The sequence below is a fragment of the Nonomuraea sp. NPDC001699 genome, from assembly GCF_053596455.1.
The window spans coordinates 388,629-413,655 of the sequence record NZ_JBSFGF010000005.1; the positions used below are offsets into that span (position 1 = coordinate 388,629).

A 25,027-nucleotide genomic window follows, 5' to 3' on the forward strand; every position below is an offset into this window, starting at 1 on the left:
CGGGAGCCTCTGGACCGAAAACACACAGCCTGTGGATAACTTCCCTGGATTACCGAGGCGAAGAAACGGGTAGAAACTTCAGCCCGCCCAGGCGCCCGTGAGGAAGCGGGCCGCGTTGAGGTACATGAGCGGCCCGCAGATCAGCGCGTACAGCACCATGACCCACGGCTTCCTGGTCGCCGCCTTCGCGACCAGCACCCACAGCGGGAACCACAGCAGCAGCGAGCGCGGGATCGACAGGTAGTACGCCGAGGTCATCAGCGCCGCCGCCTGCAACCCGCAGTAGACGGCCTCGCTCCACCTGCGCAGCGCCAGCAGCCACACCAGCACGCCCACCGCCAGCACGGCCCCGGCGATCTCCATGCGGAAGGCCACCGCGAAGTCGTCGGTGCCCATGGCCGAGCTCCACGTCGTCCGCCACGCCTGCCAGGGCCACTCGAAGTCGCGACCCCAGCCGGCCTCCTGCGCGTGCTTCCAGGCCAGCCAGTCCCCGGAGCGCCGGTAGTGGTAGAACGAGTACGCCGCCAGCGGCAGGAAGGGCACCGCCAGCCAGCCGGCCCGCCGCCACGACTCCCTGCTCCTGACGAACTCCACCGCCAGCGCGACCGCCAGGAACAGCCCGGTGATCCGCACGCACGACGCCCCCGCCGCCAGCAGGACGGCCTGCGGCCAGCGTCCGAGGCGGGCGGCCAGCCACGCGGGGATCGCGAAGGCCAGGAACAGCGACTCGCTGTAGCCCGCCGACAGGAACACGGCCATCGGGAACAGCAGCAGCGCCAGCACCGCCATCCAGCCGGTCGCGCCCTCCAGCTCGGCCAGCCTGGCCAGCGCGACCATGGCCACCGCCCCGGCGACCAGCGAGATCAGCATTCCGCAGATCGCCCAGTCGGGCACCACGAGATGCACGGCCCGCAGCACGACCGGCAGGCCGGGGAAGAACGCGGGCAGGCCGTCGTCGTGCGGTTTGCCGGGTTCTCCGTCGTACCCGTACTGGGCGATCGTGACGAACAGGCCGGCGTCCCATTGGCGCCACTTGCCGGCGTACTCGGCGAGGGTCACGCCGAGCAGCGTCGACACCAGGAGCCCGGCCCTCGATCCGAGCCACAGCAGCAGCGCGTCCCGACCGGCCGAGCGCGTGATCATGGTGTCTTCAGTACGAACCGGTCGGGGGCGTCGTCGAACACCCCGCCCGCCTGGTCGTCGATGTCACCCTGACGCACCACGTCCCGTTCCGGGCGCAGGATGTCACGGACGACGAACGCCATCATGATCCCGATGGTGATGACCCGTCCCCAGACCGCGGTGAAGTACGTGTCGTCCCCGATGCCCAGGTCGTCGCGGCTGAGCGGGGGCTGGGCGAGCAGGTAGAGCCAGATCGCCGCGAAGTACCAGACCTCGGCGAGCTGCCACAGCGCCAGCGGCTTCCACCTGGGCCTGGCCAGCACCGCGAACGGCACCAGCCACAACACGAACTGCGGCGACCACACCTTGTTCGTCATCATGAACGCGGCCAGGGCGAGGAAGCAGATCTGCACCAGCCGGGGCCGGCGCGGCGCGGCGAGCGCGAGCACGGCGATGCCCAGGCACAACACGGCCAGCGCCACCATGCCGAGCGTGCTGACGTCGGCCTCGCCCAGGATGCCCCAGCCCTTGCGCTGGAAGAACAGCCATGGCGATCCCCAGTCGATCCCGCGTTCCTGGGAGAAGACGTAGAAGCGGCGCCAACCGTCCCAGGCGAAGAGCATGAAGGGCACGTTCACCACGAGCCAGGCCCCCGCGGTCGAGCCCAGCGTCACCAGGAACGGCCGCCAGCGGGCGGTCCTCAGCGTGAGCAGGAACAGCGCGCCGAGGAACATCAGCGGGTAGAACTTGGTCGCGATCGCCAGGCCGAGCAGCACGCCCGCCAGCACCTGCCGCTTGCGCGCCCAGGCCAGCAGCATGCCCATCGACAGCGCGCCGGCGACCAGGTCCCAGTTGATGTACGCGGCCAGGATCACGGCGGGCGAGATCGCGTACCACAGCGCGTCCCACCGGCGGGTGGGCCCGGCCACCGCCGCCATCAGCAGGACGCCGACCACCAGGCAGATGCCGAGCAGCAGGACCGTGAGGTCGTAGAACCTGACGGCCTGGGCGACCTGGTCGAGGTCCAGCTTCCGCGAGATCCAGGCGATGACCTGCATCACCTCGCCCAGCACCACGGGGTACTCGACCTGCTTGTCGAACGGCACGTCGGCGAAGTACGGGTTCTGGGTCGCGAGCTGGCGGTCGAAGTACAGCGGGTAGATGTCGGTGTAACAGAAGTTCGTGTACGTCTGGACCTGGTCGTTCCATCCGCCGGTCCGGCACGGCAGCCGCACCACGTAGGCGAGGACGGCCCCCAGGGCGGCGATCAGCCCCAGGGGAAGGAACGGCACGGCACGCGCCGCCAGAGGGACGCGCGCCTCGGTCGTGGTCACCACTCCTCGTGTCTGGCGTTCATCTGGTGGGTGCCGGCCGGGCGGGAGTCGGGCACCTTGCCGCCTCCGCCGCCGCTCAGGATGCCGTGGTCGTCGGCTTCGGGGATGCCGGTGTCCTGCTGGGAGTCGTCGGTGACGTCACCGCCGTCGTCGTTGCAGGGCGCGACCAGGCAGTCCTGCTGGTTGCCGTCGTCGAAGGGGTTGCCCGAGCCGTCGTCGAGCGGGTTCTTGGTCGGCGTCGGCGTCGGCACCGGGCGCGGCACGATGTTCTCCGGCAGGCCGATGTCGGCCTTCGGCGGGAACTGCTCGATCGGCTTGCCCTCGTGCGCGGCGAGCATGAACCGCCGCCAGGTCGCGGTGGGCGGGCCGGCGCCCTCGAACCCGAGCGGGGCCTCCTCGGCCTTGGTGTACTTGTTGTTCGGGCCGTACTTCTTGCTCGGCTTGCCGCCGGGGGTCTCCGGGCAGTTGGCATGCAGGGGCTGGACGACCTTGCCCGTCTTGGTCACGCACCGCTCGCGGTAGAACCCGACAGCCGTGGAGATCTGCGGCGTGTAGCCGACAAACCAGGCTTCCTTCTCGTTGTTGTTGGTGCCGGTCTTGCCGGCCGCGGGCCGGTTGCCGAGCCCCTGGCCCGCTGCGGTGCCGCTCCTCAGCACCTCCTGCATGGCGGTCGTCGAGTCGGCGGCCACCTCCGCGTCGATGACCCTGGTCGAGGTCCGCTGCTCGGGGTAGACGACCTGCCCGTTGAGCTTGACGTCCTGCACCACGTGGTACTTGGTGTACTTGCCGCCGTTGGCGAAGATCGCATACCCGGCGGCCTGCTCGACCGGCTTCACCAGGGCGCTGCCGATGGCGAACTGGAACTGGTGCTCCCTGACGTCCAGGTCCATGCGTCCCTTGTCGAACCCGGCGTTCTCCACGAGCTCCTTCACCTCGTCGAGCTGCCTGGGCAGCTTGAACGCCATCGACACGTACGCGGTGTTGACGGACTGCGCCGTGGCCTTGATCACGTCGACGGCCTGGCCGACGTTGTGGCTGTTGCGGAAACCGTCCTTCTGCTGGCCCGGGATGATCTTCGGCACGGTCTGGTTGCCCGGCACGTAGCTCTTGAGCGAGTAACCGGCCTGCAGCCAGGCCGCCAGCACGTACGGCTTGAACGCCGACGCGGCCTGCTTGTTGGCGTCGAAGGGCTCGTTGAACGGGTCGGTGAGGAAGTCGCGGCCGCCGTAGAAGGCCAGGACGCGGCCGTTCTTCGGGTCGACGGCGGCCAGGCCGGCGTGGAACTCCTTCGACATGTTCGCCGTCGTGGCCTCGACCGCCGTCTTGGCGGCCTTCATGAGCTTCTCGTCGAAGGTCGAGGTGATCTGGTAGCCGCCGCTCCTGACCATGTCAGGGGTGAGCTTGCGCTGCTTCAGCTCCTCCAGCACCTGCGTGATCATGTAGCCGCGCAGGCCCGCGTAGGCTTCCTTGGTGTCGCCCTTGTAGACCTTGGGGAACTTCGCCTTCGCCGGCAGGTCGCCGTACTTCTGGGGCCACTGCTCGGCCATGTACTTGATGGTCGTGCTCCACCGCTCGCGCAGGCCGGGGTCGTCGGGGCCCCAGCTCGGGCGCTGGATGCGCGCGGCCAGGTAGGCGCCCTGCTCGGGGGTCAGGTTCTTGGCGTGGACGCTCTTCCCGAAGTACGCCTGCGAGGCGGCCTCGACACCGTAGGCGAGGCCGAAGTTCACGGTGTTGAGGTAGCGGGCGAGGATGACTTCCTTGGTCAGCTCCTGGTTGAGCTTGACCGCGACGAAGATCTCCTTGAGCTTGCGCTTGACGGAGACCTCCTGGCTGAGGCCGTCGTAGTAGCCGCGGGCCATCTGCTGGGTGATGGTCGAGGCGCCCTGGAGCTGCTGGCCGGTCGCGGTCATCCACACCGAACGCGCCATGCCGGAGAGGGAGACGCCGGAGTCCTCGTAGAACGTCTTGTTCTCGATGGCGACCGTGGCGTCCTTGACGGTGTCGGCCATGTCCTTGAAGTCGACGGTCTGCCGGGGCACGCCGAGCTTGGCGAGGACCTTGCCGTTGCGGTAGTAGAGCGTGCTCTGCTGCGCGACCGCCGACGCCTGGGTGGCCTCGGGCACCGGCGTGAGGTTGTAGGCGACCATGATCATGCCGAAGATGCCGGCCGCCAGCACGACCACGCTGGCCACGACGATCTTCCAGCTCGGCACGAACCGGCGCCAGCCGCTGCGCCTCTTGGTCGGCGGCCCGGGCGGCTCCGGGGGTTCGTCCTGCCCGCTCGCCCGGCGCGAGCGCCTGGGCGGCGCCTCGCTGACCATCGTCTCCTGGTTGCTCACGGAACGCGTCTCCTGCCGCGCCCGGGAGCGGGCGCGCGGCGGCAGCTCCTCACGCCCCTGGGGCGCCCCGCGCCGGGGCTGCGGCCCGGAGGCGGGGTCGCTGTACGACTGCGCGGACATCGCGCCGGTCTGCTCATAAGCGGCTTCAGGACGACGCGGCGACTGCGCCGAACCCCAATCGGAGTCACCGGTTTGGGGAGGAGAACCTGGGGGCACAGAACGGGATGAGTTGGAGCGACGGCGCCTTCCCGGGCGGGCCGTCCCCTCATTCATGCTGTTACTCACACGTCCTCGCATCGTCGTCGGATAAAAACGGCGTATGGGCGTGAGGTGACTCGCCGCCCTCGGTCTTCACGGTTGGCCGACGAGGTCTGGCGGTCCGTTGCCGAGGACGAACGAGACCGTCAGGTGGTTCCAGGAACAACCTTGGCAGACCTCGACGACGTACACCCGGAACTCATCGTAATCATGGGCCATTTCGACAAGCTCTGACGTGGCCTTTGCCTGACCGGCATGCCGCCCGAGCGAATCGCCGTAGACATAGGTCACGTTGGTGACGTTCTCCCTCTCGCACACCGGGCAGAGACGTTCGGTCGACTCGCCGAACATGCGGGCTGCGCGAAGGAGGTACGGCTGTGCGTCACAGAGGTCTCCGCGCGAGGCGCGGCCCACCTCAAGGGAACGGACCGCTGCCCGCTTGGCGAGGCCGTAGTCCACCACCCTCCGCTGTGACCACATGAGCGCCAGACTACGGCGTTTTACCGAATCATCCCAACGGCTTGGCAAATCCTTTGATTGCGGCCTTATAGCGAATCGACGTATCCTCTGGATGTATCGACTCGATACATCGACGCGAGAGGAGGCGGTTCCAGTGGCCAGCGGACAAGGCAGAGTTCTGGAGCTCGCCGTTCTCGGGTCGCTGCACGAACAGCCGCTACACGGCTATGAGCTGCGCAAACGGCTCAACGCCCTGTTGGGCATGTTCCGTGCGTTCTCCTATGGATCGCTGTACCCCTGTCTGCGATCGCTACTGGCCCAGGGCCTCATCGTGGAGGAGCAGCCCGCTCCCGCCACGATGGTCGGCGGCCGGTCGAAAATCGTCTACAAGCTGACCGCCGAGGGCAAGGAACGCCTCCAGGAGCTGCTGACCCAGGCCGGCCCGTCAGCCTGGGAGGACGAGAGCTTCGGTGTGCACTTCGCCTTCTTCAGGCACACGGAGGCCGAGGTGCGCCTGCGCATCCTCGAAGGCCGCCGCAGCCGCCTGGAGGAGCGCCTCGACAGCGTGCGCACGGCGCTGGCCCGTACCAGGGAGAGGCTCGACAGCTACACGCTCGAGCTGCAGCGCCATGGGCTTGAGTCGGTCGAACGCGAGGTGCGTTGGCTGAACGAGCTGATCGCCACGGAGCGGCGGGCCTCGGAAGGGCCCGAGAGAGATACCACGTCAACTGATGAGTAAGGGAGCGAGTGCGATGGGTTCGGTTCGCGTGGCCATTGTCGGTGTCGGCAACTGCGCGTCTTCGCTGGTCCAGGGCGTCCACTACTACAAGGACGCGGACCCGGCCGCGCGAGTGCCGGGCCTGATGCACGTGAAGTTCGGTGATTATCACGTGGGCGACGTCGAGTTCGTCGCCGCCTTCGACGTGGACGCCAAGAAGGTCGGCCGCGACCTGTCCGAGGCGATCGTCGCCAGCGAGAACAACACCGTGAAGATCACGGATGTGCCGCCGACCGGGGTGACCGTGCTGCGCGGTCACACCTTCGACGGTCTGGGCGAGTTCTACCGCGAGATCATCGAGGAGTCCGACGAGGAACCCGTCGACGTGGTCAAGGTGCTCCGCGACAACCAGGTCGACGTCCTGGTGTCCTACCTGCCGGTGGGCTCGGAGGAGGCCGACCGCTTCTACGCGCAGTGCGCCATCGACGCCAAGGTGGCGTTCGTCAACGCGCTGCCGGTCTTCATCGCCTCCGACCCCGAGTGGGCCGAGAAGTTCACCGAGGCCGGCGTGCCGATCGTCGGCGACGACATCAAGTCGCAGGTCGGCGCCACGATCACGCACCGCGTGCTGGCCAAGCTGTTCGAGGACCGCGGGGTCGAGCTGCTGCGCACGTACCAGCTCAACTTCGGCGGCAACATGGACTTCATGAACATGCTGGAGCGCAGCCGGCTCCAGTCGAAGAAGATCTCCAAGACGCAGTCGGTGACCTCGCAGATCCCGCACGAGATGGGCAAGGCCGATGTGCACATCGGCCCGTCGGACCACGTGCCGTGGCTCGACGACCGCAAGTGGGCGTACGTGCGCCTGGAGGGCCGCTCGTTCGGCGACACGCCGCTGAACCTGGAGTACAAGCTGGAGGTCTGGGACTCCCCCAACTCCGCCGGCATCATCATCGACGCCGTGCGCGCCGCCAAGATCGCCCTCGACCGGGGCATCGGCGGCCCGATCCTGTCGGCGTCGTCGTACTTCATGAAGTCGCCGCCGGAGCAGTACTCCGACGACGAGGCCCGCGAGTACGTCGAGAAGTTCATCAGGGGCGAGGTCGAGCGCTGACCGATGGCCCCTCGCGGCCGCGGCTCAGCCGCGCGCGGCGGGGGGCAGTTCGTCGTCGGGGGCGGGACGCCAGGCCAGCGGGTCGGCGCCCAGCTCACTGAGCAGCGGCACCTGCTCCCTGCACCACGGCGAGATCGCCAGCAGGCCGCTCAGCACGCCCTCGGCGAACTCCTTCCACGGCATCCAGCGCACCTCGCCCACCTCGTCGGGGTTGGGCACCACCGGGGTGTCGACCGTGACGCGGTAGACCGGGCACAGCTCGTGCTCGACGATGCCGTTGCCCATGACGGCGCGGTAGGAGAAGCCGGGCAGCATGAGGTCGGCGCGGCCGGCGTCGAGGCCCAGCTCGTAGGAGAGCCTGCGAAGGACCGCCTGGGCGGGCTTCTCGCCGGGCAGCGGATGGCCGCAGCAGCTGTTGGTCCAGACGCCCGGCCAGGTGATCTTGTGGCCCGCCCGCCTGGTGAGCAGCACGCGGCCTTCGGGGTCGAAGACGTAGCTGGAGAAGGCTAGATGGAGCGGGGTCTCCTGGCCGTGCACCGACGTCTTGGGCGCGGTGCCGAGCGCGTGCCCCTCGCGGTCGACCAGCACAACGTGTTCCTCAGTGGTCACGCTTCGAAGCGTACGAGATCCCGGCGCACGTTCGTAACCCGCCGGGCATCTGCCGTACCAACCTCCGGCGCATCCTAGTTCAGGCACTCGGGGCTAGGCTGACGGGGTGTCATTCGTCGCCGATCTCCGCGTCGTCCTTCAGGGCCGTGACTTCCGACGGCTGTTCAGCACGCGGCTGGTCTCCCAGTTCTCCGACGGGATCTTCCAGTTCGGCGTCACGAACTTCGCGTTCTTCAGCCCCGAGAAGCAGACGACCGCCCTTGCGGTGGCCGCGGGCCTCGCCGTGCTGTTCCTGCCGTACAGCGTGCTCGGGCCGTTCGTCGGGGTGTTCATCGACCGGTGGTCGCGGCGGCAGATCCTCGTCATCGCGCCCTTCGTGCGCGGGGGGCTGCTGCTGGTCGCCGCCGGGCTGGTCGCCGCCGACGCGCCCGACCCCGTCTTCTACGCGGCCGCGCTCGGCGTGCTCGGCGTCAACCGGTTCTTCCTGGCCGCGCTCGGCGCCTCGCTGCCGCACGTGGTGCCGTCCGACCGGCTGATGGCGGCCAACGCGGTGACGCCGACCTGCGGCACCGTGGTCACGTTCGTCGGCGCGGGCGTCGGGTTCCTGCTGCGTGAGGTGTTCGGCGACGGCGACGCGGGCATCGCGCTGCTGCTGGTCGTGTCGGGCGTGATGTTCGGGCTGAGCGCCCTGGTCGCCCGCCTGATGGACCGCGCGCTGCTCGGCCCCTCCTACGACCCCGGCCAGCCGCAGGCCCGCGAGGCGCTGCGCAACGTGGTCGTGGGCCTGGTCGACGGCGCCAGGCACCTGGCTCGCCACCGCGACGCCGCCGCGACCATGGGCGCGATGGCCGCCCACCGCTTCCTGTACGGCATGGCCACCGCCCTCGGCATCATCCTCTACCGCTACTACTTCACCGACGGCGATCCCGACGCCGCGCTGCGCGGGATCAGCCTGGTGGTGGCCACCTCCGGCTTCGGCTACTTCCTCGCGGTGATCATCACCCCGTACGCGACCGAGCGGTTCGGGATCGGCCGCTGGGTGGTCATCGCGCTGTCCTCGGCCGGCGTGCTGGCGGGGGCGTTCGTCCTGCCGTTCCAGACGTGGGGGCTGCCGGTGGCCGGCTTCGTGCTGGGCGTGGCCGGGCAGAGCGTCAAGATCTGCGCCGACACGACCGTCCAGCGCGACGTCGAGGACGCCTATCTCGGCCGCGCCTTCTCGATCTACGACATGCTCTTCAACGGCATGTACGTGCTGGCCGCCGCGCTCTCGGCGGCGATCCTGCCGCCCAACGGCAAGTCGTACCTGGCCGTCGTGATCATCGCGGTCGGCTACCCCGTGGCGGCGCTGGTCTACCGGATGGTCACGACGTCGTCGTCACGCTCCCAGGTCGTGTGACCTCGCCCAGTCGAGCAGCGCCTGGGTGGCCGCCTCCTTGCCGAGCACGCCCTTGTCCAGCCTGAGGTCGAGCAGGAACTTGTACGCCCGGCCCACCACGGGCCCGGGGCCCACACCGAGGACGGCCTGGATCTCGTTGCCGTCGAGCTCGGGCCGGATCTTGGCCAGCTCCTCCTCCTCGGCCAGCCGGGAGATGCGCTCTTCGAGCTGGTCGTAGGTGCGCGACAGCGCCGCCGCCTTGCGCTTGTTGCGCGTGGTGCAGTCGGCCCTGGTCAGCTTGTGCAGGCGGCCGAGCAGGGGGCCGGCGTCGCGGACGTAGCGGCGCACCGCGCTGTCGGTCCACTCCCCCGTGCCGTAGCCGTGGAAGCGCAGGTGGAGCTCGACGAGCTGGGAGACGTCGGCCACGACGTCCTTGGGGAACCTCAGCTCGGTCATGCGCTTCTTCGTCATCTGGGCGCCGACCACCTCGTGGTGGTGGAACGACACCCGCCCGCCGGCCTCGTGGCGCCGGGTCTTGGGCTTGCCGATGTCGTGCAGGATCGCGGCCCAGCGCAGGATGCGGTCGGGCTTGCCGTCCTCCTCCTGGGCGATGGCCTGGTCGAGGACGGTCAGCGAGTGCTCGTAGACGTCTTTGTGCCGGTGGTGCTCGTCGATCTCCAGGCGCAGCTTGGGCAGCTCGGGCAGCACGTGGGCGGCCAGGCCGGTCTCCACCAGCAGGCGCAGGCCCTCGCGCGGGTTGGCGCCGCAGATCAGCTTGTCGAGCTCGTCGCGGATGCGCTCGGCCGAGACGATCTCGATGCGCTCGGCCATCGCGGTCATCGCCGCCAGGGCGGCCCGGTCGACGCCGAAGCCGAGCTGGGAGGCGAACCGCGCGGCCCTGAGCATGCGCAGCGGGTCGTCGGCGAACGAGCGCTCGGGGGTGCCGGGGGTGCGCAGCAGCTTGGCGCGCAGGTCGTCCAGGCCGCCGTAGGGGTCGACGAACTCGTGGCCGGGCAGGCGTACCGCCATGGCGTTGACCGCGAAGTCGCGACGCTCAAGGTCGGCCTCCAGGGTCTCGCCGTAGGCGACCTCGGGCTTGCGCGACTTGGGGTCGTAGGACTCGCTCCGGTACGTCGTGATCTCGATCAGCCAGTTGCCCTTGCGCAGGCCGACGGTGCCGAAGTCGATGCCGATCGTCCACACGGAGTCGGCCCAGTCCCTGACGACGTCGAGCACCCTGTGGGGGTTGGCGTCGGTGGTCAGGTCGAGGTCGTTGCCGACGCGGCCCAGCAGGATGTCGCGCACGGGCCCGCCGACGAGGGCCAGCTCGTGCCCGTGGTCGGCGAACAGGCGGCCGAGCTCGTCGGCCACCGGTGCGATCTTGCGGAACAGGTCGTGCATCGCCCGCTGCTGGCTTTCGGTCATTGTTGAGTCGGACAAACCCTGTCGGTCCTTCGATTCCGGAACATATCCCCCGAGCCACATCAGGTCCGGGTTACCGTCGGTCTGGGGACCGTCGGGGGCCATGGAACAGGGCGAGACGGAGGAGGACTTCATGAAGGACGCCCTCGCGATCCACCGCTGGCTCCTCGCACACCAGGTCCATCATGAGATCGTACGCCTTCCGCGCCCCATGACTTGCGCGGAGGAACTGCCGGAGACGGTCTCCGCGGCACCCGGGCGGTGCGTCGTGGTCACCGTGTTCGACGTCGCCACCAGGATCGGCAGCGAGGTCGTCGTCGCCGTCGTCTCCACGTCGGCGGCCCCGCCCCAGCCCGGCGTCGTCGGGGGCCTGCTGGGGGCCCGCCAGGTGCGCCCGGCCCCGGCCTTCCTGGTCAACTCGGCCACCGACTACACCGGCGGGCTCGTCTGCCCGCTGCTGCTGCCGGAGTCGCTGCCGGTGCTCATCGACGACCGGCTCGTCGCCGACGACGCGGCCGTCTTCACCGCCACCGGGGAAAGGCACACCGCGCTCTGTCTTCGTGCGCTCGACCTGCTGAATCTTCTCACCGGCAAGACGGTCGACCTGCGGGTGCCGCGACCGCGGGGCACCCGCGAGGCGGTCGCGCCGCGGCACTGAACCCGTACCATTGCGGGCGTGCGCCGTCGTACCCCAGCCCTGGCATGCGCGTGATCCGTAAGGCCGCGCTGCTCGCCGTGATGTCCGCCGCGTCGCTCGCCCCCTTGGTGGCGGCGGCGCCGAACTCCGCTGCCATGGTGGCGGCGGCGCCCGACTCCGCCGCCACGGCGGCGGCCCGGGAGACGCTCTCCGTCTCCATCACGTCGATCACGCCACAGGTGGCGACCAGTCCGACCGACGAGATCAAGTTCACCGGCACGGTCCGCAACGACACCGGGACCGCGCTCGGCCCCCTCCGCGTACGCCTGCGCTACACGGGCGAACGCTTCTTCGACCGCGCCTCCATGGCCGCCTACCAGAGCGACCAGAACATCGCCACCCTGCCCGCAAACGTGTCCCGCACCTCGGCCATGGACGTCCCGGCCCTGGCCGTGGGCGGGCAGGCCACCTGGACGTTCACCGCGACCCCGGTCCAGCTCGGCTACCAGGCGTTCGGCGTCTACCGGGTCGCCGTCGACGTCTCCCAGAACGAAGTGCCGATCAGCGCGCAGCGCACGTTCCTCACCTATGCCCCGCCCACCACGCCGAAGCCGCCGCGCAACAAGCTCGCCGTCGCCCTGCCCGTCATCGACCAGCCCCACCGGGGCTCCGACGAGACGTTGTTCGTCGACGACAAGCTGAGCCAGTCGCTCAGCGGCAAGGGCCGCCTGGCCGACCTGGCCCGCATCGCGCAGGAGGCGCCGAAGAGCGTCACCTGGTTCGTCGAGCCGTCGCTGCTCGACGACCTGAAGGCGATGACCAAGGGCTACCACGTCAAGACCAAGGACGGCACCGAGGGCAAACCGGCCAACGACACCGCCGGCACCTGGCTGACCACCATGAGCACGGCGCTGGCCGCCTCCCCCGTGATCGCCACCCCGTACGCCGACCCCGACGTGACGGCCCTGGCCCATCAGGGGCTCGACGCGCAGCCCGGCCGGGCCATCGAGCTCGGCGGCCAGACCGCCAGGGCGCTGCTCAACCGCAACGCGCAGACGTCGATCAACTGGCCGCCCGCGGGCGTGCTCGACGCCGATGCCCTCGACCTGCTCTCGGTCAGCCCCGGCAAGGTCACCACCGTCCTGCTCAACTCCACCAACCTGCCGCCGCAGCCGCCGGTCACCCACACGCCCGACGCCGCCGCCATGCTCGACACCGTCGCCGGGCCGGTCAAGGCGCTGGTCGCCGACGCCGAGCTGAGCCGGCTGTTCGAGCCGACCGCGCCCACCACGGTCCTGCTCAGCACCCAGCGCTTCATCGCCGAGACCGCGATGATCGCCGCCGAGGCCGGGCAGGTCGAGCCGCGGTCGCTGGTCGTCGCGCCGTCGCGCCGCTGGGACCCCAACCCGACGCTGGTCACCAGCCTGCTGAAGACCGCCCGCAAACTGCCGTGGTTGTCGATGACCACGCTCGACTCGATCAAGCCGAGCAAGGCGGCGACGCCGCGGGCCGGGCTCACGTACACCGAGCAGGACCGCAAGGAGGAGCTGAGCGCCAAGTACCTGGCCCCCGTCCGGGAGGTCGCGTCGCAGGCGCAGCTCACCGCGTCGATCACCGGGGCCAAGGCGCCCTCGGCCTTCGACGCCGCGGTGCTCAGGCTCACCTCGTCCGCCTGGCGCAACAACACCCGCGCGGGCCGGGTGGTGACCAAGCTGGTCGGCACGGCGGTCGACGACCAGATCGACAAGATCCAGATCACCGACGCGCCGCGCACGCTCGCCGGCAGCAACGGCGTGGTGCCCATCAGCGTGAAGAACTCGCTGGACAAACCCGTCACCCTCTACATCGACGTCAAGTCCAACGACCGCGCGCGGTTGCAGATCCTGTCGCCGCCGGCGCCGATCGAGCCGCTGGTGATCGGCGGCAACCAGAGCGGCACGCTCCAGGTGAGCATGAACGCCACCACCAGCGGCGACGCCACCGTCACCGTGCAACTGCGCACGGTCGACAACCTGCCCTACGGCAAGCCGCAGCGACTGACCATCCGCACCACCGGCTACACCGGCATCGCCCTGGTCATCGTGGGCGCCGCGCTGACGGTGATGCTCGCCGCCGTCGTGACGCGGATCCTGCGCCGAAGGTCGGAGCGACGGCTCGCGCGGGCGGGCAAATCCCGGGAGAATGAGACCGTATGAGCCGTATGTTGCGGGCCAGCGCCATCATGGCGGCGGGCACGATGGTGTCCAGGGTCACCGGGTTCGCCCGCACGATGGTGCTGGCCTACGCCATCGGCACCGCGGCGCTGGGCGACTCCTACAACGCGGCCTACGCGATCCCGTACAGCATCCTCGACCTGCTGCTGCTGGGCGTGCTGAGCAGCGTCGTGGTGCCGATGATCGTCCGGGCGCAGCAGCACGACGCCGACGGCGGGCGGGCCTACGAGCAGCGCCTGCTGACGCTGGCCACCGCCGTGCTGGTAGTGGTGGCGGCGCTCGCCGTGCTGGGCGCGCCGCTGCTCATCGACCTCTACACCGACTGGGACCGCGGCACCCCCAAGTTCGAGACCGCGGTCATGCTGGCCCGGTTCATCCTGCCGCAGCTGGCCTTCTTCGGGATCGGCGCGGTCGCGGGCGCCATCCTCAACACCCGCGACCGCTACGGCGCCCCCATGTGGGCGCCGGTGCTCAACAACCTGGTCGTCATCTGCGTGTTCCTGGCCTACGCCGTCGTCGGCAGCGGCTCCGACATCGACGCGGTCACCACCGGCGACCTCGCGCTGCTCGGCCTCGGCACCACGGCGGGCATCGTCGCCCAGGCGGTGGTGCTGATCTTCGCGCTCAGGCGCGTGGGGTTCTCGTTCGTGCCGCGCTTCGACGTGCGCAACGCGCGGCTGGGCGAGATGGGCAGGGCCGGGGTCTGGACCATCGGCTACGTCGTGGTCACCCAGCTCGGGTTCATGCTGACGACCAACCTGGCCAGCTCGGCGGGCAACGAGGTGGCCGGGCACGGCATCAGCCCTTACACGCTGGCGTTCCAGCTCTTCCAGCTCCCGTACGGGATCATCGGCGTCTCGGTGATCACCGCGATGCTGCCCCGGATGAGCCGGGCGGTGGGCGAGGGCCGGCTCGACGACGTGCGCACCGAGTTCGGGTCGAGCGTGCGGCTCATCTGCTCGCTCATGGTGCCGGTCTCGCTGCTGCTGATGGTGCTCGGGCCGGCGATCACCGTGCCGATCTACGGCCACGGCGCCAACAGCGTCGCCGACGCCGTCTACATCGGGAACGTCCTCCAGGTCTACGGCCTGGCGCTGGTGCCGTTCGCGGTGTTCCAGCTCCTGCTGCGGGTGTTCTACAGCTTCGGCGACACCCGTACGCCGGTGTTCGTGGGGGCCGGCACGACCGCGGTCAACGCGCTGCTCATGATCGTCTTCTTCGTCCTGCTGCCCGCCCGCTACGCCGTGATGGGGCTGGCGCTCGCGTACGCCATCGCGTACGGGCTGGGCGCGGTCCTGGCCTGGACGCTGGCCAGCCGCCGCGTGCAGGGGTTGGGCGGCTGGACCATCGGCACGGCTCTGACCAGGATGTACCTGGCGTCCCTGCCCACGGCCGTGCTGGGGCTGCTCACGGTCTGGGTGGTCACGCAGATCTTCGGCGGTCTGGGCTTCGTCAACTCGCTGATCGTCCTGGCGGTGGGCGGTGGCCTGGGCCTGTTGCTCTATCTCGCCGTCGCCCACAGGATGCGCATAGCGGAGGTCAACTCACTCGTTGGTATGGTCGCGAGACGCGTAGGTCGGTAGTAATTGGGAAATCCGCCATATGGACGGACTTGACCACGACGGCTGACGAGTTTCCGGTTGGCAAAGAACGCGGGCGGAATCGACTCGGCACTACCATGGTGCCCTACGCGCGCGAATGGAAGCAGGAGGGGCGTGGGCGGATCCACCCGGCATAGCGTGCCTACGTGGGACACCACCACGCAGGTGAGTCGAGTCATGAGCACGCCCGATCGGCCTAGCGGAGAGAGCCTGTGAGCACGTCGGCCGTGGAACCCGGCACCCGACTGGCCGAGCGCTTCCGGCTGGAGGACCGCGTCAGCGAGTCCGACGGCGCGACCCTGTGGAAGGCGATCGACGAGATCCTCGCGCGGCCGGTGGCGGTGCACACGTTCGGCCCCGACTTCCCGCGCGTGCACGAGGTCGTCACCGCCGCCCGTGCCGCGAGCCGGCTCACCGACCCGCGCCTGACGCAGGTGTTCGACGCCGCCGAGGACGACGACCACTCCTACGTGGTCAGCGAGTGGGTCACCGGCGATTCCCTGACCGACCTGCTGGCCGGCGGCCCGCTGGAGCCCGAACGCGCGGCGGGTCTGGTGGCCGAGGCGGCCGAGGCCCTGGCGCACGCCCACGAGGCCAAGCTCTACCACCTGTGCCTGCGCCCGTCCCACCTGGTGTGGACGACGGGCAACACGGTCAAGGTGCTCGGCGTGGCCGTCGACGCCGCCCTGTCCGGGCTCACCACCGACCAGCCCGCCCTCGACGACGCCGAGGGGCTGGGCCGGTTGTTGTACGCCGGCCTGACCGGCCACTGGCCCGGCGACGAGGAGGAGGGCGGCCTGCCCGCCGCCCCCATGAGCGACGGCCACTTCTGCTCGCCGCGACAGGTCACCGCCGGTGTCCCGACTTATCTGGACACGGTCACCGTCCGCGCCTGCCTTCCCGAGTCACGCAAGGGCCAGGGCGCGCTGTCGAGCCCGTCCGAGGTCGCCGAGGCACTGGCCGACGTGGCCAGGCCCATGCCGATCGCGATCTCCTACCCCTCGACGCCGGCGGTCGCCTCCGCCTCGCACACCGAGGGCCTCGACATCGCCCACCGGCAGCAGCGCACCATGCCGCCCCTGCCGACCGTGCCGCGCCGTCCCCCCAACCAGGGTGGCGGCAACGTGCTCAACCGGGTGCTGATGACCCTGGTGGTGCTGCTGGTCATCGCCGCCGTGGGCGTCGGGGCCTGGACGATCGGCCGCAGCCTCGGCAGCCCCGCCACACCGGAGGCGTCGGTCGTCCCCACCACCGGCAAGTCCTCCGCCGCGGCCTCGACCCAGGCCGTCAAGCCGGACAAGGCCAAGGGCTTCGACCCGCTCGGCGACGACGGCGACGAGAAGTCCGACATCGCGGGCCAGGCCATCGACGGCAAGCCCGGCACGGCCTGGACGACCCAGAGCTACGGCAGCGCCGAGCTGGGCAACCTCAAGAAGGGCGTCGGCCTGCTGCTCGACATGGGCAAGTCCATGCAGATCAGCGACGTGGTGGCTACGCTGGCCAAGACCGAGGGCGCGAGCGTCGAGTTGAAGGTCGGCGACTCCCCCGAACTCGGCTCACTCAAGACCGTGGCGACCGAGAAGTCCGCCTCGGGCAAGACCACCCTCACTCCCGGTGAACCGGCAACCGGTCGGTACGTTTTGATCTGGTTTACGCGCGTTCCGGCGGATGCAGGCCAGTTTCGTGGCACCATCTATGAAGTAGTGGTGCATTCTCCCGGATCGGCATAAATCAGGAATCTCTCTTGTGAACTCCCCACCCGAGACACCCTCAGCAGCGGAACGGCCGGCGATCACAGACGCCGAGCTGCTCACCGCGCACATCAACGGGGATCCACACGCGTTCAGCGAGATCGTCAAACGGCACCGTGACCGCATGTGGGCGGTCGCGTTGCGTACTCTCGGTGACCCTGACGAAGCGGCGGACGCCGTTCAGGACGCGTTCGTCTCCGCATATCGCAAGGCTGCCTCGTTCCGAGGCGAGGCGGCCGTGACCACCTGGCTCCACCGCATCGTCGTCAACGCCTGTCTCGACCGGATGCGGCGCAAGTCCGTCCGGCCGGTGGCCGACGACGAACTGATCGAGGCCGCCGAGCGGGACAGCCCGCTCCCCGACCAGACCGTCGAGCGCGAGGTCTCGATGGAGGTTTCGGCGGCTCTGAAACTGCTGCCCACCGACCAGCGGGCGGCTCTCGTGCTCGTGGACATGATGGGATATTCAGTCGAAGACGCAGCTCAAGTGCTTGAGGTGCCCAGCGGCACCGTGAAGAGCAGATGCGCGCGGGGCCGCGCGAAACTTGCCCCAATTCTTTCGCATCTGCGGAACCGTTCGGACCTCAATCGCGTCTCATCCGGGAAGGGAGCAGAACTTCGTGACGGGTGATACGCACTACGATCTTGAGGTCCTGGCCGAGCTGGCAGAGGACCTCTTGGACGCCGCGACGGCACGCCGGGTCCGCGAGCATCTCGCGGTCTGCGACCCCTGTGGGGAGCTTCTGGCAGACCTGGCGGCGGTTCGCGAGGTGCTCGCGGCGACCGCTACACCGGCCATGCCGATGGGCGTCGCACTGCGCATCGACAAGGCGCTGGCCGCCGAGGCGGAGTCCCCCCACGGGGGTGTCGGCCTCGTGGAAGCACCTGACTGGGACAGGCTCATGCGGGACGCGCCGTGGGAGCAGCCGGCGGCGGAGGTCCCCGAGCCGGCGCGTCTCGGGGTGGTCTCCGACGACGGCACCATCGTCCCGGCCCGGACCAGGTCGTCCAGGCGGCGCAGGTGGGCCATGCCCGCCGTGGCGGCGTCGGCGGCGGCCGCGGTGGTGGTCGGCACGCTGGCGCTCTCGGGCGGGTTGCTGGCCGGTGGAAGCGGACCGGGCGGTTCGTCCGGGCCCACGGTGGCCGAGTCGACGACATCGTCGAAGCCGTCCCACCAGCGGGCGAGGGCCTATGCCCTGACCGACAGCAACTACAACTACAGCGACCGGGAGCTGCGCCAGCCGCTGCTCGGGTACTTCGGCGCGGCTCCGGCCGCCCTCGAAGGCTCCCCGGACACCGCCAGGGTCGACCGATGCGTCGCCAAGGTGGCCGCCCGTTCCAAGCTGCAGACGTTCGCCGTCGACCAGGGCCAGTACAACGGCCAGGAGGCGCTGGTCGTGGCCTCCTGGAAGGACGAGGCCGCCAAGAAGTTGCGCATCGACATCGTCGACCCGTTCAACTGCAAGAACCTGCGGAAGCCCACATTGGGCCGCTGGTAATCGAAAGCCCACGTCAGAGCCCGCTTCGGCGGGCTCTTTCGTTTCGCTGGCAGGGGCGGGAATCAGCGCGGCCTAGGATCTGTTGAGCCCGAAGCAAACAGCAGACGAGGAAGGCGTGGGAGCGTTGAGCGACGTTCGTAACGTGATCATCATTGGGTCGGGCCCTGCGGGCTACACCGCGGCCGTCTACTCCGCGCGCGCCGAACTCAAGCCGCTGGTCTTCGAGGGCTCCGTGACGGCGGGTGGCGCCCTCATGAACACCACCGACGTGGAGAACTTCCCCGGGTTCCCCGACGGCATCATGGGCCCCGACCTGATGGACAACCTGCGCAAGCAGGCCGAGCGCTTCGGCGCCGAGCTGGTGGCCGACGACGTGGTCGAGGTCGACCTGGAGGCCAACCCCAAGGTCGTCAAGACCCACACCGACACCTACTACGCCAAGTCGGTCATCCTGACCATGGGCTCCGGCTACCGCGAGCTCGGCCTGGAGAACGAGAAGCGCCTGTCCGGCCACGGCGTGTCCTGGTGCGCCACCTGCGACGGCTTCTTCTTCCGCAACAAGGACATCGTGGTCGTGGGCGGCGGCGACACCGCCATGGAGGAGGCGACGTTCCTGACCCGGTTCGGGCGCATGGTGACGGTCGTGCACCGCCGTGGCGAGCTGCGCGCCAGCAAGATCATGCAGGAGCGCGCGTTCGCCAACGAGAAGATCCGTTTCGTCTGGGACTCCGAGGTCGTCGACGTGCTCGGCGACACCAAGGTCGAGGCGGTCAAGCTGCGTAACGTCAAGACCGGCGAGGAGTGCGAGCTGGCGACCGACGCGCTGTTCCTGGCCATCGGTCACGACCCCCGCACCGACCTGGTCAAGGGCCAGATCGACCTCGACGAGAACGGGTACATCCAGGTCGCCTCGCCGTCGACCGCCACCAACATCGACGGCGTGTTCGCGGCCGGCGACGTCGTCGACCACACCTACCGCCAGGCCATCACCGCGGCCGGCACCGGCTGCGCCGCCTCGCTCGACTCCGAGCGCTGGCTGGCCAACAACGAGAAGTAAGGAGCGCACCGTGAAGGCAGTTACCGACGCCACGTTCGAGACCGAGGTCCTCAAGAGCGACAAGCCCGTGCTGGTCGACTTCTGGGCCGAGTGGTGCGGCCCGTGCCGTCAGGTCGCGCCCATCCTCCAGGAGATCGCGAACGAGCACGGCGACAAGCTTGAGATCGTCAAGCTGAACATCGACGAGAACCCCGAGGTTCCCCGCCAGTACGGTGTGCTCCAGATCCCCACGATGAACGTCTACAAGGGGGGCGAGGTCGTGAAGCAGATCATCGGCGCCAAGCCGAAGGCCATGCTGCTGCGCGAGCTCGACGGCATCATCTAGTCGCCCTCCAGTCGAAGCCCCCTGCGGCGGTGCCCGCGGGGGGCTTTCGCTTGCCCTTCTCAGGCGCCCAAGAGCCGTCAGACGGGACGAAGGGCGCGCTCCGGGCTCATGGACCCCAGAAGGCGTTCGAGGGCCACCTCGACGTCCTCACGCCACGAGATGGCGCTCTTCAGCTCCAAACGCAACCGCGGAAACCGCAAATGCGGTCGAACCGTCTTAAAACCCACAGAAAGCAAGTATTCAGCAGGAACTACACAACTCGGCTCTTCCCACTTCAGGTCGCCGAACGCCTCAATGGCCTTCACGCCGCGCCTGGTCAGGTCCTTGGCCACGCCTTGAATGAGCATCCGGCCCAGCCCGCCGCCCGAGAACTCGGGGATGATGTGGGCCGTCATCAGCAGCACCGCGTCGGCGCTCACCGGCGAGGTGGGGAAGGCCAGCGAACGCGGGCTGTAGAGCGGCGGGCTGTAGAGGACGAACCCGGCCGGAACCCCGTCGACATAGGCGATTTTCCCGCAGCTCCCCCATTCCAGCAGCGTGCCCGAGATCCAGGCCTCCTTCTCCAGCCCGGAGTCGCCCGAGTGCACGGCGCGCTCGCCACTGACGGGATCCAGCTCCCAGAACACGCACCGCCGGCAACGGCGTGGCAGATCTTCGAGATTGTCCAGGGTTATGTTGACCAGCCGGCGCGACAACTACGGCCCCTATCGTCGACCCAGAAAAGCGCGCGAAAACCGCGTCCGTTGGTGGCATGGTAGCTCAGTGAAGATGCAGCCAGCGGATACCACGACGGTCGAGCCCGGTCACGAAGGACATCTCCGACTGGCGTAATCTGGTATTTCGGTCCGATATGACACCTAGGAGGTGGGCCGTGACGGAAGAGCTGAATCACGGTCAGACACCCGCGACCCAAGGGTCGCGCATCGACGCCTACGTCGACCGGTACGCCGCACGAGCTACCGGGATGGTCGCCTCCGAGATTCGAGCTCTCTTCGCCGTCGCGTCGAGACCCGAGGTGGTCTCGCTCGCCGGCGGTATGCCGTACGTCACGGCGCTCCCCCTCGACATGGTCGGCGAGCTGGTCTCCGACCTGGTCACCACGCGCGGCACGGTCGCGCTGCAGTACGGTTCCGGCCAGGGTGACCCGCATCTGCGCGAGCAGATCTGCGAGGTCATGCGGCTGGAGGGGATCGAGGCCGGGGCGAACGACGTCGTCGTCACCGTCGGTTCACAGCAGGCGCTCGACCTGATCACCCGGATCTTCATCGACCCGGGCGACGTCGTGCTCGCCGAAGGCCCCTCGTACGTCGGGGCCCTGGGGACGTTCTCCGCCTACCAGGCCAAAGTGGTCCACATCGCCATGGACGATCAGGGCATCGTGCCCGAGTCGCTGGCGCAGACCATCTACGCGCTGGAGACCGCCGGAGCGCCCGTCAAGTTCCTCTACACGATCCCGACCTTCCAGAACCCGGCCGGCGTCACGCTGAACCTGGCCAGGCGGCAGCAGGTGCTCGACATCTGCCAGCGCGCCGGGATCCTCGTCATCGAGGACAACCCGTACGGGCTGCTCGGCTTCGACGGCGAGCCCATGCGCGCCCTGCGGGCCGACAACCCCGACGGCGTGGTCTACCTGGGGTCGTTCTCCAAGACGCTCGCCCCCGGCTTCCGCGTCGGCTGGGCGCTCGCGCCGCACGCCATCCGCGACAAGCTGATCCTGGCCATGGAGTCGGCCGTGCTGTCGCACTCGGTGTTCACGCAGCTCGCCGTGGGCCAATACCTGGCCACGCAGCCGTGGCGGGAGCAGATCAAGTCCTTCAAGGAGCTCTACCGCGAGCGGCGCGACTCCATGCTGGACTCCCTGGAGGCCCTGATGCCGCCCGAGGTCACCTGGACCCGTCCGGCCGGCGGCTTCTTCGTCTGGGCGACCCTGCCCGAGGGGCTCGACTCCAAGGCGATCCTGCCGCGGGCCGTGGCCGAGCGGGTGGCGTTCGTCCCCGGCACCGGGTTCTTCTCCGACGGCAGCGGCGCCCGGCACATGCGCCTGTCCTACTGCTTCCCCGAGCCCGACCGCATCCGCGAGGGCGTACGACGCCTGTCCGGGGTGATCGAGCAGGAGATGCAGCTCCGGGACATGTTCGGCACCGGCTCCGGTCCCGATCGGGTCGGCGTCGACACTCCGGGGCCCGAACTGGCCTAGCTTCCTCGGTACGGCCGGCGCTCCCCGGGGACGGGGACGCCGGCCGTACTCGTGTGCGGGCCTCACCTACACCATTCGCCGCCAGCCGCCGGTACGGTTGGACGCGTACGATCAGCGGAGGAGATGTGATGAGCGATCTGGGCCACGTGCTCGTGCTGGCCGGGGGCCTCTCCTATGAGCGGGAGGTGTCGCTGCGCTCCGGCCGCCGGGTGAGCGAGGTGCTGCGCGCCACGGGCATCGACGTGGAGGCCCGCGACACCGACGCCTCCCTCGTGCCCGCCATCCTCGCCGACCCGCCGGAGGCGGTGTTCGTCACCCTCCACGGCGGCGCGGGCGAGGACGGCGCGATCCGTTCCGTGCTCGAACTCCTCGACGTCCCCTACGTCGGCGCCGGCCCCGACGCCTGCCGCGTGGCCTTCGACAAGCCCACCGCCAAGGCCGTCGTACGCTCGGTCGGGCTGCGCACCCCCGAGTCCGTCACCCTCCCCCGGGAGACCTTCCACGACCTCGGCGCCACCGTCGTGCTCGGCCGCATCATCGACCGGCTCGGCCTCCCGCTGTTCGTCAAGCCCGCGCGCGGCGGCTCGGCCCTCGGGGCCTCCATCGTCCGTACGGCCGAAGACCTGCCCGCCGCCATGGTCGGCTGCTTCGCCTACGGCGACACCGCCCTCATCGAGCGGTACGTCGAGGGGGTCGAGGTGTCGGTCTCGGTCGTCGACCTGGGCGAGGGGCCCGTGGCGCTGCCCGCCGTGGAGATCGTCCCCGACGCCGGCGTCTACGACTACGCGGCTCGTTACACGGCCGGGCACACCGAGTTCTTCGCCCCCGCCCGCCTCTCCACGGCCGCCGCCGAAGCCTGCGCCCAGATGGCCGTGACGGCGCACACGGCGTTGGGGCTGCGGGACATCTCCCGTACCGACCTGATCGTGGACGCGGCCGACGACCCGCACTTCCTTGAGGTGAACGTGGCGCCGGGGATGACGGAGACGTCGCTGCTGCCGATGGCGGCGGAGGCGGCGGGCCGCGACCTCGGCGACCTCTGCCGCACCCTCCTCCAGAACGCCGCCAACCGCCCCCGCCCCTGACCGTGCGAGGATTGCGGGCTCGTCCGGGCTCTCACCCTCCGAGCCCCCCTCCCCGCCCAGAAGTACAGCCGGGACGCAGTGCTCACCGCACCGCGATCCACTGGGCGCGTTCTAGAGCCGGGCCGTACAGCGGACGCATCTGGCAGGCGGCGCCGGTCGCACATCGCTCCAGCCCGCCTTCCTGACGATCTCGGCGCTCCAGGCGACGCCCTCCGGAGTCAGCCGTTGCCTCCCGAGGAGTCGGCCGGTCCTACGGTCGATCACGATCTGCTCCTCCTTGGATTGGAGGGCCAGCCCGTCAAGCCGGAACGTCCCGGGAACATCGTCGACCACTTTGATGCCCGGCGCCTTCGCCAGGAGAAGATAGGCGGCAGCCCTGGTGCCGGGCGTCGCCGGTGAGTTGATGAGCCGCGAGGCGGCCCCCGCGAGCCAGGGCTCACGCTCGGCGGCCGCATGGGGGTCGTAGCTTTCCAGCAGCCGTTCCCTGAGCGCCGCCGGCTCCTCGGGGAGGCTCCGCAGTTGCGTCAGCGTCGGGTTCAGCCCATCGGCGAGTTCCAGTCCCGCATCCAGGTCCACCGAGGAATATGCGGGCATGTTCCTGTCGCACCCCCGCGCGGGGCACAGCCGGGGGGAGCCGTCCCGTCGCCACGCGTTCAGTCCCTCGGCCGTGTATGGCTTCGACGAGATCGGCTCGTGCCAGCCGTAGACCTCGCGGTCGGGCCCGAAGGCGAGGACCTCCATGGCCCGTTCCTCGACCTTGTAGGCATAGCCGTTCTTCGTCCGCATGACCTGCTCGGTGTCGCGTCGCCAATAGCGGCCCTTCGCCTCCGGCGTCGCCGCCAAGCTGGCGGCCGCAGCTTGCAGTTTCTGCAGGGGAGTGACCGCGACCGGCTCCACCGCAGGTCGAGGTACGAGGGCCACCACCACGCCGACCACGAGCACGACGGCCGCCGCGACGAGCGCCATCCCCGTCCACGACTGTCTACCCACCCGCGCTCCGGACGCAGGGGGCACCCGGGTGGCTGCGAGTACCCGCTCCCGCGCCGCCGCCAGCTGGCCGGCCGACGGGGGCGGCACATCGGGCATCACCGAGTCGATGACCTGGAACTCGTTCATCCCAACACCTCACGCAGCTTGGTCCTGGCCCTGCTCAACCGGGACGCGACCGTCCCCGAGGCGATCCTGAGCGCCGCCGCCACCTCGTCGTAGCCCAGCCCGCCGTACGCGATGAGGAGCACCACGTCGCGCTCCCCCTTCGACAGCCGCGCCAGCGCCCCGGCCAGCCGGTCGACCGTCACGCTCGCGCTGAGCCTGTCCACGATCCGCTGGTCGTGTCCTTCGTCGTCAGGCGGTGGCCCCGTCCGGGCCATGGCACGGTACCTGCGCACCTCGGCGCGCCGGTGGCGGCCGATGAGGTTGGTCGCGATGCCGTACAGCCATGGCCTGACCGCACCCATGGCCGAGTCGAAGCGTTCACGTTGCCTGAAGGCGATGAGGAACGTCTCCGCGGCGAGATCCTCAGCCACGCCGAGGTCGAGCCTGCGCCCGATGTAGCGCCGGATCTCCTCGTAATGGGCTTCGAAGACGACCTCGAAGACGTCGGGAGCAGTGATCACACCCTTGTTTGCCCGCAAGCATGCGATCCTTCCAGAAAATCTCGAGTACTTGTCGCAGGGATGCGTCCGCGCGCCTGGTCATGTACGAACGCCGCTGCGCCGCCGCTCTCTTCGCCCGCCTGTACTGGGCGCCGGTTCAGCGCGCCTCTCCCCAAAGGTCTTCCGGATCGCGTGCAGACGCTTCCCGCCCAGCCCGCCTGCGCACCCACCAATCTGGGCACGCCTTCTCCTGAAGCCTCGCCCCGTGGTCTCCATCGCGATCCTCACCCGCGCCGTAGCCGTTGCCGTCGGCGCCA

At 69.5% G+C, this 25,027-nt stretch carries 22 protein-coding genes; 13 read left to right on the forward strand and 9 right to left on the reverse strand.

Annotated elements, in window-relative coordinates:
• Positions 1-78: 78 nt before the first annotated feature.
• From ACWCSU_RS18425 to ACWCSU_RS18440, 4 genes are all read right to left on the reverse strand, one after another.
• Positions 79-1,143 carry a mannosyltransferase family protein gene (locus tag ACWCSU_RS18425; protein ID WP_449936204.1) on the reverse strand — a complete coding sequence of 355 codons (1,065 nt, stop codon included), beginning with the start codon at positions 1,141-1,143 and terminating at the stop codon, positions 79-81.
• Positions 1,140-2,456 carry a glycosyltransferase family 87 protein gene (locus ACWCSU_RS18430; protein ID WP_449936205.1) on the reverse strand — a complete coding sequence of 439 codons (1,317 nt, stop codon included), beginning with the start codon at positions 2,454-2,456 and terminating at the stop codon, positions 1,140-1,142. The genes ACWCSU_RS18425 and ACWCSU_RS18430 overlap by 4 nt, the downstream gene beginning before the upstream one ends.
• Positions 2,453-4,915 (reverse strand): transglycosylase domain-containing protein, encoded by a 2,463-nt coding sequence (locus tag ACWCSU_RS18435; RefSeq protein WP_449936208.1) that lies wholly within the window; start codon positions 4,913-4,915, stop codon positions 2,453-2,455. Before ACWCSU_RS18435 ends, ACWCSU_RS18430 begins: the two co-directional genes overlap by 4 nt.
• Positions 4,916-5,146: 231 nt before the next feature.
• Positions 5,147-5,533 carry a DUF5318 family protein gene (locus ACWCSU_RS18440; protein WP_357693351.1) on the reverse strand — a complete coding sequence of 129 codons (387 nt, stop codon included), beginning with the start codon at positions 5,531-5,533 and terminating at the stop codon, positions 5,147-5,149.
• Positions 5,534-5,666: 133 nt separating this feature from the next.
• Between ACWCSU_RS18440 and ACWCSU_RS18445 the strand changes: the two genes are divergently transcribed.
• Together ACWCSU_RS18445 and ACWCSU_RS18450 are read left to right on the forward strand one after the other, a co-directional pair.
• Positions 5,667-6,251 (forward strand): PadR family transcriptional regulator, encoded by a 585-nt coding sequence (locus tag ACWCSU_RS18445; protein ID WP_125640646.1) that lies wholly within the window; start codon positions 5,667-5,669, stop codon positions 6,249-6,251.
• A gap of 13 nt (positions 6,252-6,264) precedes the next feature.
• Positions 6,265-7,344: an inositol-3-phosphate synthase gene (locus ACWCSU_RS18450; RefSeq protein ID WP_352322950.1), complete on the forward strand. Its 1,080-nt coding sequence runs from the start codon at positions 6,265-6,267 to the stop codon at positions 7,342-7,344.
• A gap of 24 nt (positions 7,345-7,368) precedes the next feature.
• Here ACWCSU_RS18450 and idi read toward each other — a convergent pair whose 3' ends face one another.
• Entirely contained in the window at positions 7,369-7,953 is a 585-nt protein-coding gene (gene idi, locus ACWCSU_RS18455; protein WP_357693349.1) for an isopentenyl-diphosphate Delta-isomerase, read from the reverse strand.
• Between the two features lie 106 nt (positions 7,954-8,059).
• Between idi and ACWCSU_RS18460 the strand changes: the two genes are divergently transcribed.
• Complete coding sequence (locus ACWCSU_RS18460; RefSeq protein ID WP_449936212.1) at positions 8,060-9,349, forward strand: MFS transporter; 1,290 nt, start codon at positions 8,060-8,062, stop codon at positions 9,347-9,349.
• On the opposite strand, the gene ACWCSU_RS18465 is transcribed toward ACWCSU_RS18460, so the two are convergent.
• Positions 9,329-10,753, reverse strand: coding sequence for a CCA tRNA nucleotidyltransferase (locus ACWCSU_RS18465; RefSeq protein WP_357693345.1), 1,425 nt, complete (start codon positions 10,751-10,753; stop codon positions 9,329-9,331). The two genes, ACWCSU_RS18460 and ACWCSU_RS18465, sit on opposite strands and share 21 nt — an antisense overlap.
• Positions 10,754-10,883: 130 nt before the next feature.
• On the opposite strand from ACWCSU_RS18465, the gene ACWCSU_RS18470 reads away from it, so the two are divergent.
• From ACWCSU_RS18470 to trxA, 8 genes are all read left to right on the forward strand, one after another.
• On the forward strand, positions 10,884-11,408 hold the full coding sequence (locus ACWCSU_RS18470; protein WP_449936214.1) for a YbaK/EbsC family protein: 525 nt from the start codon (positions 10,884-10,886) through the stop codon (positions 11,406-11,408).
• Positions 11,409-11,452: 44 nt separating this feature from the next.
• Complete coding sequence (locus tag ACWCSU_RS18475) at positions 11,453-13,582, forward strand: DUF6049 family protein (RefSeq protein ID WP_449936216.1); 2,130 nt, start codon at positions 11,453-11,455, stop codon at positions 13,580-13,582.
• Complete coding sequence (gene murJ / locus ACWCSU_RS18480; RefSeq protein WP_449936218.1) at positions 13,579-15,183, forward strand: murein biosynthesis integral membrane protein MurJ; 1,605 nt, start codon at positions 13,579-13,581, stop codon at positions 15,181-15,183. The genes ACWCSU_RS18475 and murJ overlap by 4 nt, the downstream gene beginning before the upstream one ends.
• A gap of 230 nt (positions 15,184-15,413) precedes the next feature.
• A complete protein-coding gene (locus tag ACWCSU_RS18485; RefSeq protein ID WP_449936220.1) occupies positions 15,414-16,931 on the forward strand; it encodes a protein kinase family protein in 1,518 nt (505 codons plus the stop codon).
• Between the two features lie 16 nt (positions 16,932-16,947).
• A complete protein-coding gene (gene sigM, locus ACWCSU_RS18490) occupies positions 16,948-17,583 on the forward strand; it encodes an RNA polymerase sigma factor SigM (protein WP_449936222.1) in 636 nt (211 codons plus the stop codon).
• Positions 17,573-18,451 carry a hypothetical protein gene (locus ACWCSU_RS18495; protein ID WP_449936223.1) on the forward strand — a complete coding sequence of 293 codons (879 nt, stop codon included), beginning with the start codon at positions 17,573-17,575 and terminating at the stop codon, positions 18,449-18,451. Before sigM ends, ACWCSU_RS18495 begins: the two co-directional genes overlap by 11 nt.
• A 124-nt stretch (positions 18,452-18,575) precedes the next feature.
• On the forward strand, positions 18,576-19,508 hold the full coding sequence (trxB, locus tag ACWCSU_RS18500) for a thioredoxin-disulfide reductase (protein ID WP_357693331.1): 933 nt from the start codon (positions 18,576-18,578) through the stop codon (positions 19,506-19,508).
• Positions 19,509-19,518: 10 nt separating this feature from the next.
• Positions 19,519-19,833, forward strand: coding sequence for a thioredoxin (gene trxA, locus ACWCSU_RS18505; protein WP_352322961.1), 315 nt, complete (start codon positions 19,519-19,521; stop codon positions 19,831-19,833).
• A gap of 77 nt (positions 19,834-19,910) precedes the next feature.
• On the opposite strand, the gene ACWCSU_RS18510 is transcribed toward trxA, so the two are convergent.
• Positions 19,911-20,528 (reverse strand): GNAT family N-acetyltransferase, encoded by a 618-nt coding sequence (locus ACWCSU_RS18510; protein WP_357693328.1) that lies wholly within the window; start codon positions 20,526-20,528, stop codon positions 19,911-19,913.
• Between the two features lie 269 nt (positions 20,529-20,797).
• Between ACWCSU_RS18510 and ACWCSU_RS18515 the strand changes: the two genes are divergently transcribed.
• Together ACWCSU_RS18515 and ACWCSU_RS18520 are read left to right on the forward strand one after the other, a co-directional pair.
• Positions 20,798-22,030, forward strand: coding sequence for an aminotransferase-like domain-containing protein (locus ACWCSU_RS18515; RefSeq protein WP_357693547.1), 1,233 nt, complete (start codon positions 20,798-20,800; stop codon positions 22,028-22,030).
• Between the two features lie 128 nt (positions 22,031-22,158).
• Positions 22,159-23,115: a D-alanine--D-alanine ligase family protein gene (locus tag ACWCSU_RS18520; protein WP_357693326.1), complete on the forward strand. Its 957-nt coding sequence runs from the start codon at positions 22,159-22,161 to the stop codon at positions 23,113-23,115.
• A 111-nt stretch (positions 23,116-23,226) separates the two neighbouring features.
• Here ACWCSU_RS18520 and ACWCSU_RS18525 read toward each other — a convergent pair whose 3' ends face one another.
• Together ACWCSU_RS18525 and ACWCSU_RS18530 are read right to left on the reverse strand one after the other, a co-directional pair.
• Positions 23,227-24,231: a hypothetical protein gene (locus ACWCSU_RS18525; RefSeq protein ID WP_449936225.1), complete on the reverse strand. Its 1,005-nt coding sequence runs from the start codon at positions 24,229-24,231 to the stop codon at positions 23,227-23,229.
• The gene (locus ACWCSU_RS18530) at positions 24,228-24,749 is read right to left on the reverse strand and encodes an RNA polymerase sigma factor (RefSeq protein WP_449936228.1); all 522 of its coding nucleotides are present in this window, start codon (positions 24,747-24,749) and stop codon (positions 24,228-24,230) included. The genes ACWCSU_RS18525 and ACWCSU_RS18530 overlap by 4 nt, the downstream gene beginning before the upstream one ends.
• Between the last annotated feature and the right edge of the window lie 278 nt (positions 24,750-25,027).

Bases quoted from the DNA above. Each gene is read 5' to 3' on its own strand.
- ACWCSU_RS18440 (WP_357693351.1), bottom strand. From the start codon at position 5,533: ATGTGGTCACAGCGGAGGGTGGTGGACTACGGCCTCGCCAAGCGGGCA.
- murJ (WP_449936218.1), top strand. From the start codon at position 13,579: ATGAGCCGTATGTTGCGGGCCAGCGCCATCATGGCGGCGGGCACGATG.
- ACWCSU_RS18470 (WP_449936214.1), top strand. From the start codon at position 10,884: ATGAAGGACGCCCTCGCGATCCACCGCTGGCTCCTCGCACACCAGGTC.
- ACWCSU_RS18515 (WP_357693547.1), top strand. From the start codon at position 20,798: ATGGTCGCCTCCGAGATTCGAGCTCTCTTCGCCGTCGCGTCGAGACCC.
- ACWCSU_RS18475 (WP_449936216.1), top strand. From the start codon at position 11,453: ATGCGCGTGATCCGTAAGGCCGCGCTGCTCGCCGTGATGTCCGCCGCG.
- ACWCSU_RS18465 (WP_357693345.1), bottom strand. From the start codon at position 10,753: ATGACCGAAAGCCAGCAGCGGGCGATGCACGACCTGTTCCGCAAGATC.
- ACWCSU_RS18435 (WP_449936208.1), bottom strand. From the start codon at position 4,915: ATGTCCGCGCAGTCGTACAGCGACCCCGCCTCCGGGCCGCAGCCCCGG.
- ACWCSU_RS18520 (WP_357693326.1), top strand. From the start codon at position 22,159: ATGAGCGATCTGGGCCACGTGCTCGTGCTGGCCGGGGGCCTCTCCTAT.
- ACWCSU_RS18425 (WP_449936204.1), bottom strand. From the start codon at position 1,143: ATGATCACGCGCTCGGCCGGTCGGGACGCGCTGCTGCTGTGGCTCGGA.
- ACWCSU_RS18450 (WP_352322950.1), top strand. From the start codon at position 6,265: ATGGGTTCGGTTCGCGTGGCCATTGTCGGTGTCGGCAACTGCGCGTCT.
- ACWCSU_RS18525 (WP_449936225.1), bottom strand. From the start codon at position 24,231: ATGAACGAGTTCCAGGTCATCGACTCGGTGATGCCCGATGTGCCGCCC.